Genomic DNA, 19,892 nt, shown 5'->3' on the forward strand with positions numbered 1-19,892 from the left:
ACCGCACAGCGGATTTACAGCGGCTAACACAACGTAGCCAGCAGTCGTCAGGTCCGTGTGGACGGCGCGGAGAAATCGCAATGTACGAGCGGGACATGTCGCACCGAGCACCGTCCGCGCCCATCTGACAGCTGCTCGCTACGTTGTGTTGGTCGCCCTCAGCCCTGCGCAAGGCACTTCGCTTCAAAGCACGGCGGCCCACCGCTTGCTCACCTGAACATGCAGCAGACTTTCTAAAATGCCGGTTCACGACAGCCGCCGCTCCAGGGAGGATGCGATGCGACACCTGCATATCACGCTCGGTCCGACCGCACGCACCGCGCGCACTGGCTTGCGCCGGTGGTTCACGATGACCGACGCTCCGGCCATCGCCCAAGGTCCGGTAGGCCCGGACCATCCCGAGCACCCGGACCATTCTCTGTTCGCACAGATCCGCGAAGCGGTGAGCGTGCTGGATGCCGAGTTGGGCAAGCCCTTCGACGAGGCGAGCGAGCGCATGGCTGCGCGTGAGCTGCCGCTGGCCACGCAGCATGGCGTCGATCAGGTGGATCATGTGGTGCTCAGCCGCCAGCTGGGTGAAGTCGGCGAGCATGTGTTTTTGGTGCGTGGCGAGCTGTCCGACCCTGCGCATCTGCGTGCGCACATCACCACGCAGGAAGCCATGGAGACATCGGTGGATGCGTCGCTTGCGCAGCTGGATGAGATCAACCGGCGGCTGATGCTGCGTTTGCCGCCGCGCTGCGTAGGTGTACGGAATCGCGCATGCGGTTGCGCTGCGTGATCGACTACGGCACCACGTCTGAGCGAAGAGTACCTCGTGCAGCACGGAAGTCAGGCGGCAACGAAACTCAGGTCGAACGCTGTCGCGTTGCATACCAGGCGTTGGTGTCCGTTCGCGCCAAAAAGTTACCGATGCAAGCACTGCGTCGGTGATGTCACGCATTGGCTATCATTGCGCCGATGCGCTCCGACTACATCCTCACCCTGTCATGTCCCGACCGCACCGGTATCGTCTATCGCGTGACCGGGCTGCTGTTCGATCTGGCCTGCAACATTCTCGACGCACAGCAATTTGGCGACGACGAAAGCGGCCGGTTCTTTCTGCGCGTGCATTTCCACAAGCCGGCAAAGACCGACATTGCCGCCCTCCAACAGCGCTTCGCGGCGCTGGCCGATGAATTCCAGATGGACTGGCAACTGCACGACGCCCGTCGTCGCGCGCGCCTGCTGGTGTTGGTGAGCAAGCAGGGGCATTGCCTCAACGATCTGCTGTTCCGCATGCACAGCCGCCAGCTGCCGGTGGAGATTGCCGCGGTGGTCTCCAACCACACCGACTTCGCCGCGTTGGCGGCGTCGTACGGCATCGCCTTCCACCATCTACCGGTGAGCGCCGCCACGCGCGCCGCACAGGAAGCGCAGTTGCTCACGTTGGTCGACGAGCTGCAGACCGATCTGGTGGTGCTGGCGCGTTACATGCAGATCCTGTCGCCGCACGTGTGCCGTGCACTGGCCGGGCGCGCGATCAATATTCATCACAGCTTCCTGCCCAGTTTCAAGGGCGCGCAGCCGTATCACCAGGCGCACGCACGCGGGGTCAAGATCATTGGCGCCACCGCGCATTACGTCACCGAAGATCTGGACGAAGGCCCGATCATCGAGCAAGACGTCGCCCGTGTGGACCACGCCATGACCCCGCGCGACCTGGTCCGCGTGGGCAGCGACACCGAATCGCAGGTGCTGGCGCGTGCGGTGCGCTGCCACGTCGAACATCGCATCGTGCTCAACGGACATCGCACGGTGGTGTTTCGTTGAGGCGGGGATTGGGCATTCGGGGTCCGGGATTGGTACAAGCGGCTTGACCGACTACCGTTGCAGTCGTGGGGCTGCGGCTCATACGAATCTCCAATCCCGAATCCCGAATGACGGCTCAACGCGATACCCCGCGCCAGACACCGAGCGGACCCAGTCCTCGCCGTCGGCGAGCTTGCGGCGCAGGTTCTTGACGTGGCTGTCGACAGTGCGGTCGGTGACGCTGCGGTGGTCGGCGGAGAGCCGGCCCATCCGGTGCTCGCGCGAGCACACACGCCCCGGGGCGGCGGCGAGGGTGCGCAGCAGGCGGAACGCAACCTGGGTCAGGTCCAGGGCGCGGCCGTCCACGCTGGCGCGACAGGCGTCCTCGTCGATATGCAGGCCCGGTGCCGGTGCGCCGTAGGGATCGTGGCGATGGCGGGGCAACACCGCCTGGACGCGCGCCGCCACTTCGCGCGGGCTGAATGGCTTGCAGATGTAATCGTCGGCGCCGATCTCCACACCCCGCAGGCGGTCGATCTCTTCCACACGCGCGGTGACCATGATGACCGGCACCGCGCTTTCCTTGCGCAGGTCGCGGCAGATTTCCAGACCGTCGCGGTTGGGCAGCATCAGGTCCAGCAGCACCAGATCCGGCTTCTTCGCGCGGAACGCGCCCAGCGCCTGCGCGCCATCGGCGATCCAGTCGTGCGAATGGCCGCCCGCGTGCAGGTACGCGCCCACCACCGCGGCCAGGCGCGGTTCGTCCTCGACGATCAGCACGTGCCCGATCGGGGGCAGGCTGCTCATGCCGTCAGCGCCGGCAGGCGCAGCACCATGCGTCAACCGCCCAGTGCGCAGGCCTGCGCGTTGATCGCACCGCCATGCGCCTCGGCGATGTTGCGGCAGATCGCCAGGCCCAGACCGCTGCCGCCGCTGGCGCGATTGCGCGAGGCCTCGGTGCGGTGGAAGCGTTCCAACAGGCGCGCGTGCTTGTCCGCCTCCACGCCTGGCGCGCTGTCTTCGACCACCCATTCCAGCAGCGCGCCGCGGCGGACGCAGCGCAGCTGTTCGGTGCCGCCGGCGTCGGTGTAGCGCAGCGTGTTTTCCAGCAGGTTGCCGAGCAGCTGCTGCAGGCGGCGTTCATCGCCATCCACCTGCAGCGGGCCGGCCTCGATCTGCGCCTGCACCTGCAGCTGCGCGCTGACAAAGCGCGCACGCATGCCGTCCAGCATGGTGCGCAGGATCACCGCCAGATCGACCGGTGTGCGCCGACGTCGGTCAGCGACACGTCGTACAGGTCTTCGATCAGTTGGCCGACCTGCTGGTGCAGCGACCCCAGTGAGTTAGGTGTCATCGGCCCGACGCTGTCCTGCAGCGCTTCCAGTTCGGCGCGCAGCACCGCCAGCGGTGTGCGCAGCGCGTGCGAGATGTCTGCCATAAACGCGCCCAGTGCGCGTTCGTTGTGCTCCAGCGTTGGCACACGGACAGGTTTGCTGTCAGGCCTGATCCGCGTGCACGGAACTCATGCGATCTTGCGACGAAGCACGCGAGCGATACTGCGCCATCCACGCCACAGACTGGCCGATACCGCCGAACGGAAAGACGTGCAGGCGGATATCTCCATGCGCGTCCGTCAGGCGGCTGGCGAGGCGATCAACAAAGCGATCCGGCCCTGCGTTGCCGAATAACTTGCCAATCGAGATGCCATAGTTCGATAGCACCGACGCGCAGGCGCCGACACCGCAGCTTGCCGCATAGCGTGCGAGTACGGCGACACTGGCAGGCCCAGGCACGCCCACACGCACCGGATGGGGGATGCCACGCGCGCGCAGCGCTTCCACCCATGTCACCACCATGTCCGCGTCGAACCCGAACTGCGTCACGATCAGGGGCGCCATACCGCGCTCTTGGATGCGGCGGCACTTGCGTTCCAGGACGTCCCATTGCTCTGCCGTGCGCATGATCGGATGTCCCTCCGGGTGGCCCGCTACGCCGATGGTACGAATGCCTGAGCGTTCAAACACGCCCGTCTCGATCAGCGACAAGCTGTCGGCAAACGGTCCCTTCGGAGTGGACGGATCTCCTGCGATCACGAAGCAGCGTGTGACGCCAGCCTCATCGACCAGGCGCGCGACGAATGCCTGCAGTTCCTCAGGCGCGCCGATACGACGCGCGGAAAGATGTGGCATGGGTTCGAAGCCGAGGCTGCGCACCAGTTGTGCTGCGGCCAGCCGCGCAGCGTCGTGTTGGCCTGGCAGGTAGGGAATGAACATGCTGGAGCCAGGCAGGAGCCGCGGCGCCGCTTTGGTCAGCGCACCGATGTCCTTGACGCTGACCTCCAGCGAATAAGCATCGGTGATGGCACGAGTGTGGCTGGGCATGTCGATGGAAATCACGGGTCTTGCGGTCTTTTCATGATGATGGGGTGGCATCGGCGCGGCGCGATGATCAAACGGGAAGGGAAGCTGAAATCCAGCTATGGTCGCCGCTAGCTGACGGAAGGCTTAGAGCAGCTGACAAAACGACTGTGCTCACCGCCAGGCGGCCGCGGCCGATGCTCGGAATCGGCATGTACCACGCGGACACTGCGGTTCTGAGCACGCCGTCCGCGCCCACCTGACGACTGCTCGCTACGTTTTGTTAGCCGCTCTCAGTCGTCCTGCGCGTCATTGCCATAGAACTGCACGCCGAGTTGAATGCGCTTGCGACCGCTGTCCACACGGTGGCGATTGGTATCGCGCAGGGAGTACACGCAGCCGCAGTATTCCTGCTGATAGAAGTTTTCGCGCTTGCTGATCTCGATCATGCGCGAGGCACCACCGCCCTTGCGCCAGTTGTACTCCCAGTAGATCAGGCCGGGATACTTGGCCGCTGCGCGGACACCGCAGTCGTTGATTTGCTGCATGTTTTTCCAGCGCGAGATGCCCAGCGAACTGGTGATCACCGGAAAGCCATGTTCGTGGGCATACAGCGCGGTACGTTCAAAGCGCATGTCGAAGCACATCGTGCAACGCACGCCGCGCTCAGGTTCGTTCTCCATCCCGCGCGCCCGCTCGAACCAGTTGTCCCGATCGTAGTCGGCATCGATGAAGGGCACGCCGAACTGTTCGGCAAAACGCACGTTTTCGTCCTTGCGCAACTCGTATTCCTTGCGCGGATGAATGTTGGGGTTGTAGAAAAAGATGGTGTAGTCGATGCCGGAGGCGAGCATGGCCTCCATGACCTCGCCAGAGCACGGCGCGCAGCACGAGTGCAGCAATACCTTGGTATGGCCGTCAGGCAGTGGAAGTGGCGTGCGCTCGGTAGTGGCGTTCATCAGTTGGGTCCTTGTGTGTAGGCGCTGGCACTGGCTGGCGCGCGCGCCAGTTCGATAAAGGCGCGCAGGTAATCGATCGCGATGTCCGTCGCGCGTGCGCCCAGATAGATCTGCTTGGGGATGCCGCGCGCGCCCAGCCGCACCGGCGCCACGTCCATCCGGGCGGCATATTCCTCCACCAGCCAGCGCGGCATGGCCGCCACACCGCGGCCACTGGCGACCATCTGCATCATGATATCGGTGGTTTCGATGGCCTTGTGGCGCCGCGGCGTGACGCCGGCCGGCAACAGGAACTGGCTGTAGATATCCAGACGTTCGAGATCCACCGGATAGCTGATGAGCACCTCGCGGGTCAGCTGCTGCGGCTTGACGTAGGTCGCCGATGCCAGCGCGTGGCTCTTGGCCACGACCAGCACCTGCTCGTAGTCGAACACCGGCTCGAATGTGAGCCCTGGCTTGAACAGCGGGTCGGGCGTGACCAGCAGATCGATCTCGTAGCCGAACAGCGCGCCAATGCCACCGAACTGAAATTTCTGCTTCACATCCACATCCACGTCCGGCCACGTGGCCAGGTACGGCGCCACCAACTTGAGCAGCCACTGGTAGCAGGGATGACACTCCATCCCGATGCGCAGCGCACCGCGCTCGCCCTGCGCAAACTGCCCCAGCCGCTCTTCGGCCAGATCCAGTTGCGGCAGCACCCGGCTCGCCACTGCCAGCAAATACTGGCCGGCCTGGGTCAGGCGCAGGCTGCGTCCCTCGCGCAACCAGATGTCGGTGCCCAGCTGCTGTTCCAGCTTTTTCATGCTGTGGCTCAGCGCCGACTGGGTCAGATTCAGCACGCCTGCGGCGGCGGTCAGCGAGCCTTGTTGCTCGACCTGCTGGACGATGGTGAGGTGGATACGCTCAAGCACTCAAATGATCCGAATTCATGGATTGTTGAAATAACACCATTTTACTTCATCGAATGTGGGCCCTAGCATCAGGACACATTGTTCAGGCGCTGCCGTGACGACCGGACTCGGACCCAGACATGACCGATCGATTCGGGCCTAAACGTTACCAGCGTACTGCACGACTTCCCAACTGCTCAGGTTGATCCGCATGACTGTCAAAGTGCCACACCCACTTCGCGTCGTTGCAGTCTCCGGCGGGATGCAACGCCCTTCCAAGTCTGTCGCCCTGGCAGAGCATCTGCTGGCGTTGATCGCCGAGCAGCTGCCGTGCGAACGCCATTTGGTCGAAATTGGGGCCTTGGCACCGCAGTTCGCTGGCGCGCCCTGGCGCTCACACCTGCCCGGCTCCGTGGAGCAGGCGCTTGCCCTGGTGGAGCAGGCCGACGTGCTGGTGGTGGCGACACCGGTCTACCGCGGTTCCTTCACCGGGCTGTTCAAGCATTTCTTCGATTTCATCGATCAGGATGCCTTGGTCGACACGCCCGTGCTGCTCGCCGCAACCGGTGGCAGCGACCGCCATGCCTTGATGATCGATCACCAGCTTCGGCCGCTTTTCAGTTTTTTCCAGGCACGCACCTTGCCGCTGGGCGTCTACGCGACCGACCGGGACTTCCTGGACTACCGCGTGCACAGCCAGGCGCTGGCCGAGCGGGCCAGTCTGGCAGTGCAGCGGGCATTGCCGCTGATCGAACTGACGCGGCATGCACGTTCCATCACCGCACAGAACGTGGCCGCAGCCTGAGGGCCAGCTCGCGGTGGCCAGGCCGGCAGATCCGTCGGCGAGCGGGCACCGATCCAACTGCCCGGTCTGCATGCCGCCGGCATTACCACCTGCGCAGCGACAGACGCGCATTCCCATCCTAGACACCAGGCATCAGCTCGCAATGACTCAAGACTTGAACTTCACCATCAAGAGCCTGCGCTTCGATGAGGATTACCGCCCCTCGGCCACGACGCGCAACACGACGAACTTCGCCAACCTGGCCAGGGGCCAGCGGCGTCAGGACAATTTGCGTAACACGCTAGCGATGATCAACAACCGCTTCAACGATCTGGCGCATTGGGATAACGCCAAGCGCGACCGTTATGCGCTGGAGCTGGACATCATCTCGGTCGAAATGAACATCGGTGAGCGCGCGCCGGACGATGCCTTTCCGTTGATCGAGATATTGAAGCCCACCATCGTCGATCAACACACCGGTGCGCGCATCGAGGGCATTGCCGGCAATAACTTTTCTTCCTATGTGCGCGACTACGATTTCAGCGTGCTGCTGCCAGCGCACAACCAAGACGCGTCGGGCTTCAACATCCCGGATGATTTTGGCGACCTGCACGGCAAGCTGTTCAAGCATTTCGTGCACTCGGCCGCCTACACCGCGCGCTTCCAGAAGCCGCCGGTCATCTGCATCAGCGTCTCCACCAGCCGGACCTACCACCGCACCGGAAACCGGCATCCCATCCTGGGCATCGAATACCGGCAGGACGCGTTTTCGTTGACCGATCAGTATTTCGAAAAGATGGGCCTGCAAGTGCGCTATTTCATGCCGCCCAACAGCGTTGCGCCCTTGGCGTTTTACTTCTTCGGCGACCTGCTCGGCGACTACACCAATCTGGAGCTGATCGGCACCATCGCCACGATGGAGACGTTCCAGAAGATTTACCGGCCAGAAATCTACAACGCCAATTCCGCAGCAGGGGCGATCTATCAGCCGAGCCTGAAGCATCAGGATTATTCGTCCACCCAGATCGTCTACGACCGCGAAGAGCGCAGCCAGCTCGCGGTGACGCAGGGCAAATTCACCGAAGAGCATTTCATCCGGCCCTACGGCAACCTTCTTGCGCAGTGGGCGTCCAGCCACGCTTCCTAATCAACCAGAACGCAAGACATCCCCATCATGACAAAGCTGCTCCCCACCTCCACCGCCGGTAGCCTGCCCAAGCCGTCCTGGCTTGCCCAGCCCGAAACGCTCTGGTCGCCCTGGAAATTGCAGGACACCGAATTGAGCGAAGGCAAACAGGACGCGTTGCTGCTGGCGCTGCAGGAACAGCAGCACGCCGGCATCGACATCGTGAGCGACGGCGAACAGACCCGCCAACATTTCGTCACCACCTTCATCGAGCACCTCAGCGGCGTCGATTTCGACAAGCGCGAGACGGTCAGGATTCGCGATCGTTACGACGCCAGCGTGCCGACGGTGGTTGGCGCGGTGAGCCGCCCGCGGTCCGTCTTCGTGGACGATGCCAAATTTCTGCGTCAGCAAACCCGTCAGCCGATCAAGTGGGCACTGCCGGGCCCGATGACGATGATCGACACGCTCTACGATGCGCACTACAAAAGCCGCGAAAAACTGGCATGGGAATTTGCCAAGATCCTGAATCAGGAAGCCAGGGAACTGGAAGCCGCCGGCGTGGACATCATCCAGTTCGACGAGCCCGCCTTCAATGTCTTCTTCGACGAGGTCAACGACTGGGGGGTCGCCACCCTGGAGCGCGCAGTGGAAGGACTCACCTGCGAGACCGCCGTCCACATCTGCTATGGCTACGGCATCAAGGCCAATACCGACTGGAAGCAGACCCTGGGATCGGAGTGGCGCCAGTACGAAGAGTCGTTTCCCAAGCTGCAGACGTCCTCGCTCGACATCATCTCGCTGGAATGCCACAACTCGCACGTACCGATCGATTTGATCGAACTGGTACGCGGCAAGAAGGTGATGGTCGGCGCTATCGACGTGGCAAGCACCACAATCGAAACGCCGCAGGAAGTGGCAGAGACACTGCGGAAAGCACTGCGCTTCGTCGATGCCGACAAGCTTTATCCCGCCACCAACTGCGGCATGGCACCGCTTGCCCGGCATGTCGCGCGCGGCAAGCTCCATGCGCTCAGTGCAGGTGCGCAGATCGTGCGTGGAGAGCTGTCGGCTTAGAGCAGCTGACGCAGCGTTGCGCGAAACGCTGCACGGGCGGGGCACAGGCACGGAATCGGTATGTGCCGTTTGCGCACGTTGTTCCAGCTGATCGTCAGCGGCTGTGCGCAGCCCTTGCGCGAAGTGCTATCGCGCCATCGCCATGCATGGCGCACCGCTGCAGGCCAACGCCTCCCGGCGCACCGCGCATGACACGCGCAACGACCTTAGCCAATGCGCTGCCGGCTCCGGCCTGCCTGCAACGCAGTCAGCAACGGCACCAACACCGAGGTGACGATCACCGCACTGGCCACCAGCGCAGTGGCCGCCGGCGCGGCCGGTGCGAACTGCGGCGCCATGCCGGCAATCAACGCTGGGGTAGCCACTGCGGCACCCGCGGTGCTCGAGGCGGCGACTCCGGCGGTGCCGTCGCCGCCGCCGAGCCAGCGGTCGGCCAGCAGCAAGGGCAGCCCGGTGATCACGATGACCGCCACGCCCAGCAGCACTCCGCTCGCGCCGGTGTGAACAATTGTCGACAGATCCAAGGTGTTGCCCAGCGCGAAGCCGAAGAAAGGCACCAGCGTCTGGGTCGCCTGCGCGAAGAACTGGCGCAATTGCGCATCGAGATTGCCGAGCGCAAAGCCGAGCAACAGCGGCAGCACTGCGCCGACGAACAGCTGTGGTTCGAACGTGGCCAGGCCGCTGGCGCCCAGGATCAGCATGGAGATCAGCGGGCCGGATTCCAGCGACATCAGCACCACGGCACCCGCATCTTCACTGCTGCCGTATTGCTGCATCAACGCTGCATAGAGTCCGCCGTTGGTCATGTCCATCGCCGCGACCAGCGCCAGGACCGACAGACCGGTCAACGGCCCGCTCGGGATACCGCCGATGGGGAGCAGCGGCGCGCACACGACGGCGACCAGCCAGGCCACCGCGATCTTGGTCAGCACCAGGCTGCCGGAACGGCGCAGCACGCGGCCGGATGCGCGCAGCTGGATGGTTGCCCCCATGCAGAAGAACCACACCGCCAGGATCGGGACGGTGCCGCTGATCAAGCCGTTGCTGAAAGATCCCAATGTGCTGCCGGCCTGTGGCCAGAGCGTGTGGCACAGCGCTCCGAGGAGCAGGGGGACCAACATCATCCCGCCAGGAAGTCGCTCTACCGTGGCCTTGATACGCATGCGCGATCCAGTGAGCGCGTAACGCCGCGCGGGGCGGGCAGCATTGCGCAGGCGCCAGCGCGCATGCAGATCCCGGCGCGAACGCATGCGGCCGCATGCGAAAGCGCCAGTGATGGCAGCAGCCATCACCGGCGTTTACTCACGTTGCTCAGTCATTGACCTGCAACTGCAACCGCAGCAAATCGCCTTCCACCACCGGATACGGGGCGGTGCTGACGTCGGTGCGCTTCATCTTCGAAGAGGCGAACACCAGTTCCAGCGCATCCATCGGCTGCCATTCGACGCCGGCTTCCACTTCGTCCAGACGCATGCGCGGGGCATTGGTGTCGAACGTGGAACCGCCGCGGTAGCTCTGCCATTTCACGTACGGCAACAAGGTGCCGTAGGTGACGTCGTGCTTGAACATGGCCTGCACATAGCCGCCGCTCAGCGAACGGGTGCGGATGCGGCGCTGGGCCACATCCAGTTCCGGGCCACGGCCCACCGTCCATTCAGCCTGCAGGCCGAACGGCTGCGGGTAGTAGATGATGTGCGCGGCCACGCGCTGGTCGGTGTAGCCAGTGGGGGCGGTGATGGCCGGAGTGAAACTGAGGCCGCCGATGTTCACTGCCGCCGCCGTCGGCACGAAGCGGCCGGCGTAGGCGTCGGCACCCACTTCCAGATACTGGCCGTTGGCGAACTTGAACGGGTAGGTGGCGTGCACCACCGCGTGCATGCTGTCGTTACGCTCGGCGCGGTTGGCGCCCTGGCCATTGTACACACCGGCACCGATCACGCCGTAATCGCCCGAACCCTTCGATCCCGCTTGACCAGGTCCTGGAACCGGCCCTTGGCCACGGTGGGGCTGTAAAGAACACTGCACCGATATCGCGTTCGTCGCGCAGGCCGGAGTTGAGTGCGTCGGCGCGATCCAGCGAGAGGCGGTTTTGGCTGGATTGCAGGTTTTCCCAGCCGTACGGCATTTTCGACTGGCCCACACGCACGCGGTATTCGCGCTTCTTGTTGAAGAAGATATCGGCGTAGGCATCGCGCAGCTGCGCGAAGTTGGAGGTGGTCGAACCGGTCGGCGTGCTCGCGAAATCCGGCTGGAAATACAGCGACACGTGCTCGTTGAGATCGCCGCTGAGCACCAGACGCGCACGCCGGATACCCAGGCTCTGGTCGTCGCCGATAAAGCGGTCGCCGGGTGCGCGCAGATCTTGTGCATCACCGCCGATGCCCTGCTTGTAGCGAATCTGGGTGTAGCCGCGCAGGCAGAGTTTGTCGTACCACTTCTTGGCAGTGTCGCCGGACTTGGCCGGCGCTGGCGCTGCGACCGGGGTAGCAGCAGCCGGCGTGGCCTGAGCGATGGCGGTGTCGGCGGGCGTGGCGGCGCCTGGCGCAGGCGGCAGCGGTCGTGCAGGCGCGGCCGGCATCGCCGATGCCGGCAGCTTGCCGTTTTCGTCCACCTGCACGAAGGTGCCCAGCTTGTCGCGGCCCGGCGCCGGCTCGGCGAAGATCTGCTTGGTCTTGCGGTCGACGTATAGTTCCAGCTCGGCGGCGAGCGTGCTGCCGCTGGCGCTGAGTGCGCACAGCGTAGTGGCGAGATTGCGTTTTTTCATTGGTCCGGCTCGTGCAGGGGAAACGCGTCGGCGGCTACGTCGATCCGGTGCTGTCAGAGAGCGGCTGCACGGCGTGCAAGCGCCTGCCAGGGCGCCGGTCGTCCGGACGTAGCAGCCATGGCAGCAGTTATATTTCGATTTGAAGTCAGTTCGGTGACGTCGGCGGACGTCCCTGTCGCGGCGATGGCAGTTATGCGACCAGTGTGAGGCGAGCCCAGCTGCGCGCCGCGCGGCGGAGGTGGTCCAGTCGAACTGCATGCGGGGACGCGTGGTCGTGGCATGGCGCAGATCGCGCACCGCCATTCGCGCTTTCGACATTGCGCATCGCCGATGGCTGCGCGGCATTACGCGCAGGATTCGCCAGGGTGTGTGGATGCGGCGGTGTGGGCCTGCGCCACCATCGTGTTTCGGCAAGCCCGCGCGTAGTGACAGCGCAGCTGCACGTTCACGTTGCCATATGCGGCGCCGGGAGTGCGTCGCACAGTGTCCAGGCTGCCCGAGCGTCCAGCGCTATCAGCAAACCAGTGCTTCATCGGCTCGATCACAGCGCCACGCGCAGGCCAACCGAGCTGTGCGCGTTCGTCGATTGGCTGCTATCAAGGCGCCACCGCCGATCGCCTCGCCCGATGCACTTGGCACAGCGTGCTGACGATGATCGCGACACACGCAGCCACGCCGGCCGACTGATCATCGCTGTCGGTCGCAGGCGGTGGCGCACGATCAAGTTCGCCGTGATCGCAAACGGTCACGGCAAACCTTCTCAACGACGAGCGAAGCACTGCGTGCCAAACGGCGCGCCAGCGCAGTGGTACCGGCCGCGACTCAGCCCGCTGCGAGCGCTGCAGCCACTGCATCACGCAGCGGGGTGGTGGAGCGACCACTCAGCCGGCTCAGCGTGTGGCTGTCATCGAACAGGTCGCCGCCGCGCGAGGCCGCCGAGCACTGCGCCAACACCTGTGCGAAGCCAGCCGGCAGGCCGATCTGCACCAGCGCTGCCGCGTAATCGGCTTCCGGCAGATCCTGATAGGCCACCGGCTTGCCCGACTGCTGCGCCACTTCGGCGGCGTACTCGGCCATCGTGAAAGCGGTATCGCCAGCCAGCTCGTAGACCTGGCCGGCCTGCGGGGCATCGGCGGCCAGCACTGCTGCAGCGGCCGCGGCATAGTCGGCGCGCGTGGCGGCGCTGATCCTGCCTTCGCCGGAACTGCCGATCACCGCGCCGTGGGCGACTTCGGCGGCGATCGAGCCGGTGTAGTTCTCGGTGTACCAGCCATTGCGCAGCAACGCGTGCGGCACGCCGCTGTCGCGCAGCAGCGCCTCGGTGGCCACATGCTCGGCGGCCAGCGACAGCGTACTGGTATCGGCATGCAGGATGCTCGTATACGCCAGCAGCTCCACCCCGGCGCGCTTGGCCGCCTCGATCACGTTGCGGTGTTGCGGCACGCGCTGGCCCACCGCATTGGACGACACCAGCAACACCCGGCCCACGCCAGCGAAGGCCGTGTGCAGGCTGTGCGGGATAGCGTAGTCCGCCTGACGCACCGCGATGTCGCGTTTTGCGAACTCAACCAGTGACGCGGTGTCCCGAGCCGTTGCTACGATGCGGCCCGCAGGCACATGCCCGAGCAGCGCTTCGACAACCAGCGCACCCAACTGACCGCTGGCGCCGGTGACAAGAATCAAAGGTGAAGCAGATGTCATGACGCGTTCCTTTAGGTTCTTATAAGAGATTTGATCTACTATCTAGACCTCTGTGTCCGCCAGCATGATGTCAGCGCCGCTCGGACCTCCGCAAGGAGGCAATTTTGCTCCCCCTGGTTACCGTGAGATACCCCTGTGAATGCGATTGCCCTGTTCCCGCCGCCGTCGTCCCTGGAAGGTCCCTTCGATGCCACCAAGTGCCCCGTGCGCGATGTGCTCGACCAAATCGGTGACAAGTGGACCCTGCTGATCCTGCTGACGCTGATCCCCGGCCCGTCCCGTTTCAGCGCCATCCAGCGCGCGGTACCGGACATCTCCAAGCGCATGCTCACCCAGACCCTGCGCAACCTTGAGCGCAACGGCATGATCACCCGCAAGGTCTACGCCACCAAACCGCCGAGCGTGGAATATGCGCTCTCCAAGCTGGGCATCGCGCTGCTCGGTCCGGTCTCGCAGCTACTCAACTGGGCGGGTGAACACCACGCCGACATCCGCGCCGCCCGCGAACGCTTCGATCGCGCGCAGCAGACGGTGGTCACGCTGGATCGTGATGAAGCGATGGCATAGCAGGCATCCTGCAATGTGAGTCGATGCGTTGCCGTGATCGAGCGGCGCTTGGCTGCGCATCGGCTTGACGCCTTGCAGGCAGAAACCCGATGACTGATCGCTTCAGAGCCATTGCCGCTGTGTCGCCAAGGCAGTAAAAGCCCGGCTTGGGCGTTTCGACGACCTGCCGATGAATCAACCTGCTCGCGACATCCTGCAGGCACGTCTCCCCACCCGCTCATAGCCAGCGTCCAACACGCGCGCAGAATTCCGCATAGACGCCAGGAAACCGGACACTCAACTGCCGTTCCTCCGGCCTGATCTGAAAGCGCGTCACGTAAAGCACAAACAGCGCGACTGCCAGGAGTGCCGCTGCGTGGTGCAAATACAACGTCCAGCCCAGCAGGATGAAGGCGTGACCGAGATACATTGGATTTCGGCTGTAACGATAGACGCCGCCAGTAATCAGTTGGGTTGCCAGCGCCGGCCTCAGTGGATTGACAGTCGTACCCGCGCGCTTGAACGCAAGCTTGGGAACGCCATTGAGCGCGACGCCGACACACCCCAGTACAACCGCCACAGGTGTGCGCAGTGGTAGCGAAAATGAAACCGCTGGTACCAGACGCGTGATGGCAAACGCAGCAAGGCCTAGCAACACCATCACGACTGGCGGTGGGATCTTTGTTTCAAGCCAATGCATCGTTGCGGTCGATGATATGTTTCCTCAACGCGTCTGCTCTGAGCTGCCGGATGCATCGGAGATGACGTTGGGTCAGTCTACGGATCTGATCTCGACACCGACTTGAGGTGCCGATTGCGCATGGAAATCCAGATCCACGCCACTCCGGCGCCGAGAAGATTGCCCACCAATCCACCGACCACCCATCGGTCGTCGAGGACGTGTGCCACCACCGCGCCTGCGACAAAACCGGTAAGGCCTAGGCCTGCAACGTTACGCTGCTCACTCCGCCATTGCGCCTGCCTGGCACGCTCGAGGCGCAAGGCCTCCTGCTCCGCAGGATCCCGCGTCAATATCGCCTGAGCTATCGCATCAGCTTCCGATGGTTTCATTGTCGTCACTGCGCCGATTGTTGAAGTGATTGGCGATGTTACGTTAGGGCACTTGCTTGCGCCCAAATGACGCCACCGACGAAAACTCTGCGCGAACAGCGGGCGTACATAGCCGCCACGCCAATGCTGCGTGTATGCCGCCGATTGCCAGTGCACCCACGCCGGTGAGAACCACCGCCATCTGCCGGGTGGCCTGCAAACGTGCCTGCAGTTGTGGCCACTCCGGGCTTTGCAGCGCATCGGCGGGCAACAGCGTTTGTACGCCGTCGAACAACGGCCCGATCAACGCCAGCCCGCCGAAATTAAGTAGCCCGGTCACCAACAACACCGCCACGAAGCCGATTCTTGCCCACTCGCGCCGCTGTAGCAGCGCCCAACTCAACCCGGAGAAGGCCGCTGAAAGCACCATCCCGGCGACAGAGAGCGACATCGCGTGGTCGATCAGCCACTGCCACGAGGGGGGCAGGGTGATGCCTTCTGGCAGTCCTAACGATGCTGCATCTGGCGTCAGCGCGATCATTGCGATCTGCACCAGATTGGCCAGCGCACTGACCACCCCCAGGAACAACGAGACCCACGCCAACGGGGTTACGAAGCCGCCGCGCTGCTTTGCCGATGCTGGTTGCATGGCGCTCATTGCAGCGATGCGATGTGGGCGGCCACCATCCCCCGACCAGGAGGATCCAGCGCAGGTTGCAGTTGCGCGTACCACGCAGGCACTGCGTCGGCTGGCAGGCATTCGCGCAACAGCGCTGTGCTGCGCTCAAGAAAGGCTTCGAGAAACGGCAGCCCGCGCACGTACAGGAAGTGGCTGTCGGTCATCGACATGCCGGCATACGCTTCGCGCAACCATTCCAGGTGCGGCAGCGCGTGCGCACCGTGGCCGGCACGGGTGAGTGCGGTGAGGAAGCTGGTGCGCGCGATGGCGGGCGAGGTCGATCGCTCCTGCGCGTTGAGATCATCGAACGTCAGCAACCACTGCGCACCACGATCGATCTCGTTGCACATCACCGAGGTGGTCGCCAGCTGCAGGGCGTTGTGGGCGGTGGGCTCCAGCGCGCATAGCGCCAGCCAGTACGGATAGGCTTCGCGATAGCGGTCCAAGGCGCTCAACGACAGGGCACACAGGCGCTGCGCGTCCGCACCGAGGTGTAGCTGCGCTTGCGCGGCGTTGTAGGCTTCGATGTGGTCGCTGCGCTGAAACGCCGTCAGCGCCGGCTGCAGTGCGGGGTCGATCTCGGCTGCCGCCGCCTCCGACGCGTCTACGGCAGCGGCAGGTGCTGCGGTCGGTTCTGTGCGCGGCGTGCTTGCCGCAGCGCTCTTGCGTCCAAACAACCGGTCCCACAGGCCCATCGCGTTTCCCTTCCCTGCGCCAGTGGTGAGTGGAAGCGCCGCCATGCCGGCGGCGCACCGGTCATGCGGCGGACCGATGCAGCGGTGCACGCGTGGCGATGGCGCGTTACCGATCCTGCACCAAGCTTAGAGCCACTCGCGTAGCAACAGGTGAGTGCGAAGCAACTGGATTGCGCGCTTGGTTGCTGCGCGCTCTGGCCATGATTGCGCAGGCGCAGCTAAGAGCAGCTAACAAACCGACTGCGCTCACCGCCAGGCGGGCGCGGCCGGTGCTCGGAATCGGCATGTACCACGCGTCCACTGCGGTTCTGAGCGCGCCGTCCGCGCCCACCTGACGGCTGCTCGCGACGTGTTGTTCGCCGCTCTAAGGACACGCGCAACGCCCGGGCGCTGCGCGCGTCGTCCCTTTGCATCGAAGGACCGCCACCCGCAGCTCCACCGGATTCAGGGCTTCACTTGCGCATTGAACAGCTTGAGGATGCGCTTGTACTCGTCCAGCCACGAATCGGCACGCGTAAAGCCGTGGCGTTCCAGGGGGTACAGTGCCAGCTGCCAGTTGTCCTTGTGCAGCTCCATCAGCTTCTGGGTCATGTCGACCGAGTCCTTGAAGAACACGTTGTCGTCGATCATGCCGTGGGCGATCAGCAGATGGTCGCGCAGGCCCTCGGCGTAGTTGATCGGCGAGGAGGTCTTGTAGGCCTCCGGATCCAGCTCAGGCGTGTTGAGGATGTTGGAGGTGTATTCGTGGTTGTACTGCATCCAGTCGCCGACCGGGCGCAGCGCCGCGCCGGCCTTGAAGGTGCCGGGGCTGCGGAACAGCGCCATGTAGGTCATGAAGCCGCCGTACGAACCGCCATAGATGCCGGCGCGCGCGCGGTCGCCCTGTTTGGTGGCGACCAGCCAGTCCAGCCCGTCCAGATAATCTTCCAGCTCGGTGTGGCCCATGTTGCGATAGATCGCGGTGCGCCAATCGCGGCCGTAGCCTCTGGAGGCGCGGTAGTCCAGATCCAGCACGATGTAGCCCTGCTGCACCAGCAAGTTGTGGAACATCTGCTCGCGGAAATACGGCGTGTAGCGCTCGGAGACGTTCTGCAGATAGCCGGCGCCGTGCACGAACATCACGATCGGATACTGCTTGCCCGGCTCGGGAGTGGTCGGCCCGTAATACTTGCCCCACACCGTGCCGGCACCGTGTTTGGACGGCACTTGCACGTACTGCGGCGCAATCCACGGCTGCGCCTTGAATGCGGGCGTACGCGTGTCGGTGAGCACGGTGGCCTGGCCACCGGTGGCCGGCACCACGGCCAGTTGCGTCGGCAGATAGCTACCCGAGTAACTCACCAGCAACTGCTGCCCGTTCGGCGACAGGCTGAAGCCTTCCACGCCGTTCAATGCAGTGACTTCGGTGAGCTGATCGTTGCGCAGGTCGAGCTTGCAGACTTCGTAATCGCCCGGCCATTTCTGGTTGCACAGGAAGAACATGCCGCTGCCATCGGCGCTGGGCACCGGCATCGACACTTCCCATTTGCCGCGGGTGCGCTGGCGCGGTTTGCTGTTGCCTTCCATGGTGTACAACTGCGAATAGCCGGATTCTTCCGACAGCAGCCACAGCGTGCGGTTGTCGGGCAGCCAGCCGAAATCGTTGAAGTCCCAGTTGATCCAGGCGCTATCGCTCAGGCGGTGACGCGGCTGCAGCTTCGCGTTGTCCAGGTCGACGCTGGCGATCCAGCGGTCCTTGTTGTCCACCGCGCGAATTTCCACTGCCACGTTGCGGCCGTCGTCGCTCCAGTGCACTGCCGGCCCGCTGCCGTCGCCATTGCTTTCCACACGTACCGCGCGGTTGCCCTTGAGTGCGTCGCGCTTGGCGGCCTTGCGCAATGCGGCCAACGGGTCGGTGGCAATGCCGGGCAGGGGGTCGAAAGACAGTGACTTGGCCGTGCCCGCACTGACATCCACCAGCCACAGCGCGTGCGCCACCGATGCATTGCGGCCGACGCGGGTGCGCACTTCCTGAAATTCTTCGTAGCCGGATTCGGTGACGTATTTGGGCATTTTGCCGGCCTGCCCTTCTTCGGCGTTCGTGGCCTGGGTCACCACCAGCAGATGGCGGCCGTCCGGCGACAACGCGCTATCGACGATCTCCACCTCATCGCCCAGATACACCGGCGCTGCCGCACGCGTGGCATCGGCGCGGCGCCAGGCGTCGTCCTGCGTGCGCAGCGCGTCGCGTTGCTCCTTGTCGCGGCGCAAGGTGGCCAGCGTGGCCAGTTGGTGCTCGCGCAGCACATCGGGTTTGGGGGCGGCGTCAGGGTCGCGCTCGGCCTTGACCACCGCCACCTGCGCGGTGCCCCCATCGGCGCGCCAGTGGTACCAGTTGTTGCCCGCGCGCCAGATCGCACCGCCGTCGCTGGCGAACTGCGGACGCGATTCGATCTCGTTGCTGCGGGTCAGCTGGGTCAGCGCACCGGAGCGCAGATCGCGCAGGAAAATGTCCCCGTTCCGTGCGAACAGCATGCGCTGACGGGTGGCGTCGTAGCTCGGGTTTGCCGCATCCAGGCCGGCGCGCGCGGTGTCGGCCACGCGTTCGGCCGTGCCGCCGGCAGTGCTCTGGCGATAGGTGTCGCGCACCGGGCTGCCGGCGCGCTTGAGCAGGTATTGCACCTGTTTGCCGTCCCATTGCCACCAGGCCTGGTCCACAGACGGCCCGATCCAGTCCGGGTCGGCCATCGCCTGTTCGATGGTGAGCGGGGCGGCAGACTGCGCATGCGCAGCGGCGGCCAGCAGCAGAAGGGTCAACGGCAACAATCTGGGCATCGGACACGGCGGGACGCAAAGGACAGCGCGCAAGCCTAGCAGTTCGCCTCCGCAGCGGGCTTGGGCCACAGGTCATGCGTACGTGGCGATGTGCAGTGCGGGCGACAACCAACAGCTCGCGATTAGTGGCCACGACCATACCCAGCGCTGTGCAAGGCGTGCAGTGCAGGCGAGCGCAGCGCGTGGCACCAGCGAGGTGCGATGCGACAGCGAAAAAATGAATTCTTCAACGCTACTGGGCTGGCGAAGCCACGCGTGCGCGTGCCGGGCTGGCACAAGCGCAGACGCATCCGGGGAAATTTCGCAGGACTCTGGAAAACGTAGCCGTGCAGAGACATCGCACGACAGCCATCACACCCACAGCGAGCCGGTGCATCGCAGCGGAACCTCTGAACAACGCGTGGCGTTACGAGCGAACCTGGGATTCCGCTTGATCGCGGCGGTCGCTCATGCTGCAAATCAATGACTTGCGAGTTATGGAGACTGCCCCAGCGACTGATCGTAAGCTGGCGAAACAGTTGTTCCGAGGTTTCCTGGGCGCTGCCACGCCGGTGGAGTATCTCCGACCGGCGAGCAGATGATTTGCCGTGCCGCACAACGCGCACGCCGCCTACACACATGTGCAAGCCATCGACACAAGACGCGCTCGCCGCGGT

Annotated in this window: 16 protein-coding genes, 4 other RNA genes and 2 pseudogenes; 9 read left to right on the plus strand and 13 right to left on the minus strand. The window is 64.3% G+C overall.

Going from position 1 to position 19,892, the window contains the following annotated elements:
* Positions 1 to 21: 21 nt before the first annotated feature.
* Positions 22 to 97: non-coding RNA, sX9 sRNA (locus WJW29_RS09265), on the minus strand.
* On the opposite strand from WJW29_RS09265, the gene WJW29_RS09270 reads away from it, so the two are divergent.
* The 3 genes from WJW29_RS09270 (at position 81) to purU (ending at position 1,812) form a co-directional block, all read left to right on the plus strand.
* Positions 81 to 154, plus strand: a non-coding RNA gene (locus tag WJW29_RS09270) — sX9 sRNA. The two genes, WJW29_RS09265 and WJW29_RS09270, sit on opposite strands and share 17 nt — an antisense overlap.
* Before the next feature lie 195 nt (positions 155 to 349).
* Positions 350 to 781: an XVIPCD domain-containing protein gene (locus WJW29_RS09275; protein ID WP_042465793.1), complete on the plus strand. Its 432-nt coding sequence runs from the start codon at positions 350 to 352 to the stop codon at positions 779 to 781.
* Positions 782 to 960: 179 nt separating this feature from the next.
* Positions 961 to 1,812 (plus strand): formyltetrahydrofolate deformylase, encoded by an 852-nt coding sequence (gene purU, locus WJW29_RS09280; protein ID WP_011409678.1) that lies wholly within the window; start codon positions 961 to 963, stop codon positions 1,810 to 1,812.
* Positions 1,813 to 1,890: 78 nt separating this feature from the next.
* On the opposite strand, the gene WJW29_RS09285 is transcribed toward purU, so the two are convergent.
* From WJW29_RS09285 to WJW29_RS09295, 3 genes and pseudogenes are all read right to left on the minus strand, one after another.
* Complete coding sequence (locus WJW29_RS09285; protein WP_011409677.1) at positions 1,891 to 2,598, minus strand: response regulator; 708 nt, start codon at positions 2,596 to 2,598, stop codon at positions 1,891 to 1,893.
* 32 nt (positions 2,599 to 2,630) lie between these two features.
* Positions 2,631 to 3,262, minus strand: a pseudogene (locus WJW29_RS09290) (ATP-binding protein); the annotation flags it as partial.
* A 25-nt stretch (positions 3,263 to 3,287) separates the two neighbouring features.
* Positions 3,288 to 4,172, minus strand: a complete 885-nt coding sequence (locus WJW29_RS09295; RefSeq protein WP_011409675.1) for a methylenetetrahydrofolate reductase — start codon at positions 4,170 to 4,172, stop codon at positions 3,288 to 3,290.
* 188 nt (positions 4,173 to 4,360) lie between these two features.
* On the opposite strand from WJW29_RS09295, the gene WJW29_RS09300 reads away from it, so the two are divergent.
* Positions 4,361 to 4,437, plus strand: a non-coding RNA gene (locus tag WJW29_RS09300) — sX9 sRNA.
* 4 nt (positions 4,438 to 4,441) lie between these two features.
* On the opposite strand, the gene WJW29_RS09305 is transcribed toward WJW29_RS09300, so the two are convergent.
* Both WJW29_RS09305 and WJW29_RS09310 read right to left on the minus strand, forming a co-directional pair.
* Complete coding sequence (locus WJW29_RS09305) at positions 4,442 to 5,107, minus strand: epoxyqueuosine reductase QueH (RefSeq protein WP_011260641.1); 666 nt, start codon at positions 5,105 to 5,107, stop codon at positions 4,442 to 4,444.
* Positions 5,107 to 6,021 (minus strand): LysR family transcriptional regulator, encoded by a 915-nt coding sequence (locus WJW29_RS09310; protein ID WP_011409674.1) that lies wholly within the window; start codon positions 6,019 to 6,021, stop codon positions 5,107 to 5,109. Before WJW29_RS09310 ends, WJW29_RS09305 begins: the two co-directional genes overlap by 1 nt.
* 190 nt (positions 6,022 to 6,211) lie before the next feature.
* Between WJW29_RS09310 and msuE the strand changes: the two genes are divergently transcribed.
* From msuE to WJW29_RS09325, 3 genes are all read left to right on the plus strand, one after another.
* The gene (gene msuE, locus WJW29_RS09315; protein ID WP_011409673.1) at positions 6,212 to 6,805 is read left to right on the plus strand and encodes an FMN reductase; all 594 of its coding nucleotides are present in this window, start codon (positions 6,212 to 6,214) and stop codon (positions 6,803 to 6,805) included.
* A gap of 142 nt (positions 6,806 to 6,947) precedes the next feature.
* Entirely contained in the window at positions 6,948 to 7,931 is a 984-nt protein-coding gene (locus WJW29_RS09320; RefSeq protein ID WP_011409672.1) for a DUF1852 domain-containing protein, read from the plus strand.
* A 27-nt stretch (positions 7,932 to 7,958) separates the two neighbouring features.
* The gene (locus WJW29_RS09325; protein ID WP_011260637.1) at positions 7,959 to 8,987 is read left to right on the plus strand and encodes a methionine synthase; all 1,029 of its coding nucleotides are present in this window, start codon (positions 7,959 to 7,961) and stop codon (positions 8,985 to 8,987) included.
* A gap of 206 nt (positions 8,988 to 9,193) precedes the next feature.
* On the opposite strand, the gene kdgT is transcribed toward WJW29_RS09325, so the two are convergent.
* From kdgT to WJW29_RS09340, 3 genes and pseudogenes are all read right to left on the minus strand, one after another.
* Positions 9,194 to 10,150, minus strand: a complete 957-nt coding sequence (gene kdgT / locus WJW29_RS09330; RefSeq protein WP_011260636.1) for a 2-keto-3-deoxygluconate transporter — start codon at positions 10,148 to 10,150, stop codon at positions 9,194 to 9,196.
* 148 nt (positions 10,151 to 10,298) lie between these two features.
* Positions 10,299 to 11,751, minus strand: a pseudogene (locus tag WJW29_RS09335) (OprO/OprP family phosphate-selective porin).
* A gap of 822 nt (positions 11,752 to 12,573) precedes the next feature.
* Entirely contained in the window at positions 12,574 to 13,452 is an 879-nt protein-coding gene (locus WJW29_RS09340; protein WP_011409669.1) for an SDR family oxidoreductase, read from the minus strand.
* Positions 13,453 to 13,587: 135 nt separating this feature from the next.
* On the opposite strand from WJW29_RS09340, the gene WJW29_RS09345 reads away from it, so the two are divergent.
* Positions 13,588 to 14,019, plus strand: coding sequence for a helix-turn-helix domain-containing protein (locus tag WJW29_RS09345; RefSeq protein ID WP_011260634.1), 432 nt, complete (start codon positions 13,588 to 13,590; stop codon positions 14,017 to 14,019).
* Between the two features lie 217 nt (positions 14,020 to 14,236).
* Here WJW29_RS09345 and WJW29_RS09350 read toward each other — a convergent pair whose 3' ends face one another.
* The 3 genes from WJW29_RS09350 to WJW29_RS09360 form a co-directional block, all read right to left on the minus strand.
* Positions 14,237 to 14,698, minus strand: a complete 462-nt coding sequence (locus WJW29_RS09350) for an isoprenylcysteine carboxylmethyltransferase family protein (RefSeq protein ID WP_011409668.1) — start codon at positions 14,696 to 14,698, stop codon at positions 14,237 to 14,239.
* 414 nt (positions 14,699 to 15,112) lie between these two features.
* Positions 15,113 to 15,706, minus strand: coding sequence for a hypothetical protein (locus WJW29_RS09355; RefSeq protein ID WP_011260633.1), 594 nt, complete (start codon positions 15,704 to 15,706; stop codon positions 15,113 to 15,115).
* The gene (locus WJW29_RS09360) at positions 15,703 to 16,467 is read right to left on the minus strand and encodes a hypothetical protein (RefSeq protein ID WP_228329591.1); all 765 of its coding nucleotides are present in this window, start codon (positions 16,465 to 16,467) and stop codon (positions 15,703 to 15,705) included. The genes WJW29_RS09355 and WJW29_RS09360 overlap by 4 nt, the downstream gene beginning before the upstream one ends.
* A 239-nt stretch (positions 16,468 to 16,706) precedes the next feature.
* Here WJW29_RS09360 and WJW29_RS09365 point away from each other — a divergent pair.
* Positions 16,707 to 16,783: non-coding RNA, sX9 sRNA (locus WJW29_RS09365), on the plus strand.
* Positions 16,784 to 16,866: 83 nt separating this feature from the next.
* Here WJW29_RS09365 and WJW29_RS09370 read toward each other — a convergent pair.
* On the minus strand, positions 16,867 to 19,227 hold the full coding sequence (locus tag WJW29_RS09370; RefSeq protein WP_012443849.1) for a S9 family peptidase: 2,361 nt from the start codon (positions 19,225 to 19,227) through the stop codon (positions 16,867 to 16,869).
* Positions 19,228 to 19,892 lie beyond the last annotated feature (665 nt).

The organism is Xanthomonas sp. JL1 (genome assembly GCF_038405005.1).

What these genes read in the sequence shown, in the direction of transcription:
- WJW29_RS09275 (WP_042465793.1), top strand. Translation starts at nt 350, where the DNA reads ATGACCGACGCTCCGGCCATCGCCCAAGGTCCGGTAGGCCCGGACCAT.
- purU (WP_011409678.1), top strand. Translation starts at nt 961, where the DNA reads ATGCGCTCCGACTACATCCTCACCCTGTCATGTCCCGACCGCACCGGT.
- WJW29_RS09285 (WP_011409677.1), bottom strand. Translation starts at nt 2,598, where the DNA reads ATGAGCAGCCTGCCCCCGATCGGGCACGTGCTGATCGTCGAGGACGAA.
- WJW29_RS09295 (WP_011409675.1), bottom strand. Translation starts at nt 4,172, where the DNA reads ATGCCCAGCCACACTCGTGCCATCACCGATGCTTATTCGCTGGAGGTC.
- WJW29_RS09305 (WP_011260641.1), bottom strand. Translation starts at nt 5,107, where the DNA reads ATGAACGCCACTACCGAGCGCACGCCACTTCCACTGCCTGACGGCCAT.
- msuE (WP_011409673.1), top strand. Translation starts at nt 6,212, where the DNA reads ATGACTGTCAAAGTGCCACACCCACTTCGCGTCGTTGCAGTCTCCGGC.
- WJW29_RS09320 (WP_011409672.1), top strand. Translation starts at nt 6,948, where the DNA reads ATGACTCAAGACTTGAACTTCACCATCAAGAGCCTGCGCTTCGATGAG.
- WJW29_RS09325 (WP_011260637.1), top strand. Translation starts at nt 7,959, where the DNA reads ATGACAAAGCTGCTCCCCACCTCCACCGCCGGTAGCCTGCCCAAGCCG.
- kdgT (WP_011260636.1), bottom strand. Translation starts at nt 10,150, where the DNA reads ATGCGTATCAAGGCCACGGTAGAGCGACTTCCTGGCGGGATGATGTTG.
- WJW29_RS09340 (WP_011409669.1), bottom strand. Translation starts at nt 13,452, where the DNA reads ATGACATCTGCTTCACCTTTGATTCTTGTCACCGGCGCCAGCGGTCAG.
- WJW29_RS09350 (WP_011409668.1), bottom strand. Translation starts at nt 14,698, where the DNA reads ATGCATTGGCTTGAAACAAAGATCCCACCGCCAGTCGTGATGGTGTTG.
- WJW29_RS09355 (WP_011260633.1), bottom strand. Translation starts at nt 15,706, where the DNA reads ATGAGCGCCATGCAACCAGCATCGGCAAAGCAGCGCGGCGGCTTCGTA.
- WJW29_RS09360 (WP_228329591.1), bottom strand. Translation starts at nt 16,467, where the DNA reads ATGGCGGCGCTTCCACTCACCACTGGCGCAGGGAAGGGAAACGCGATG.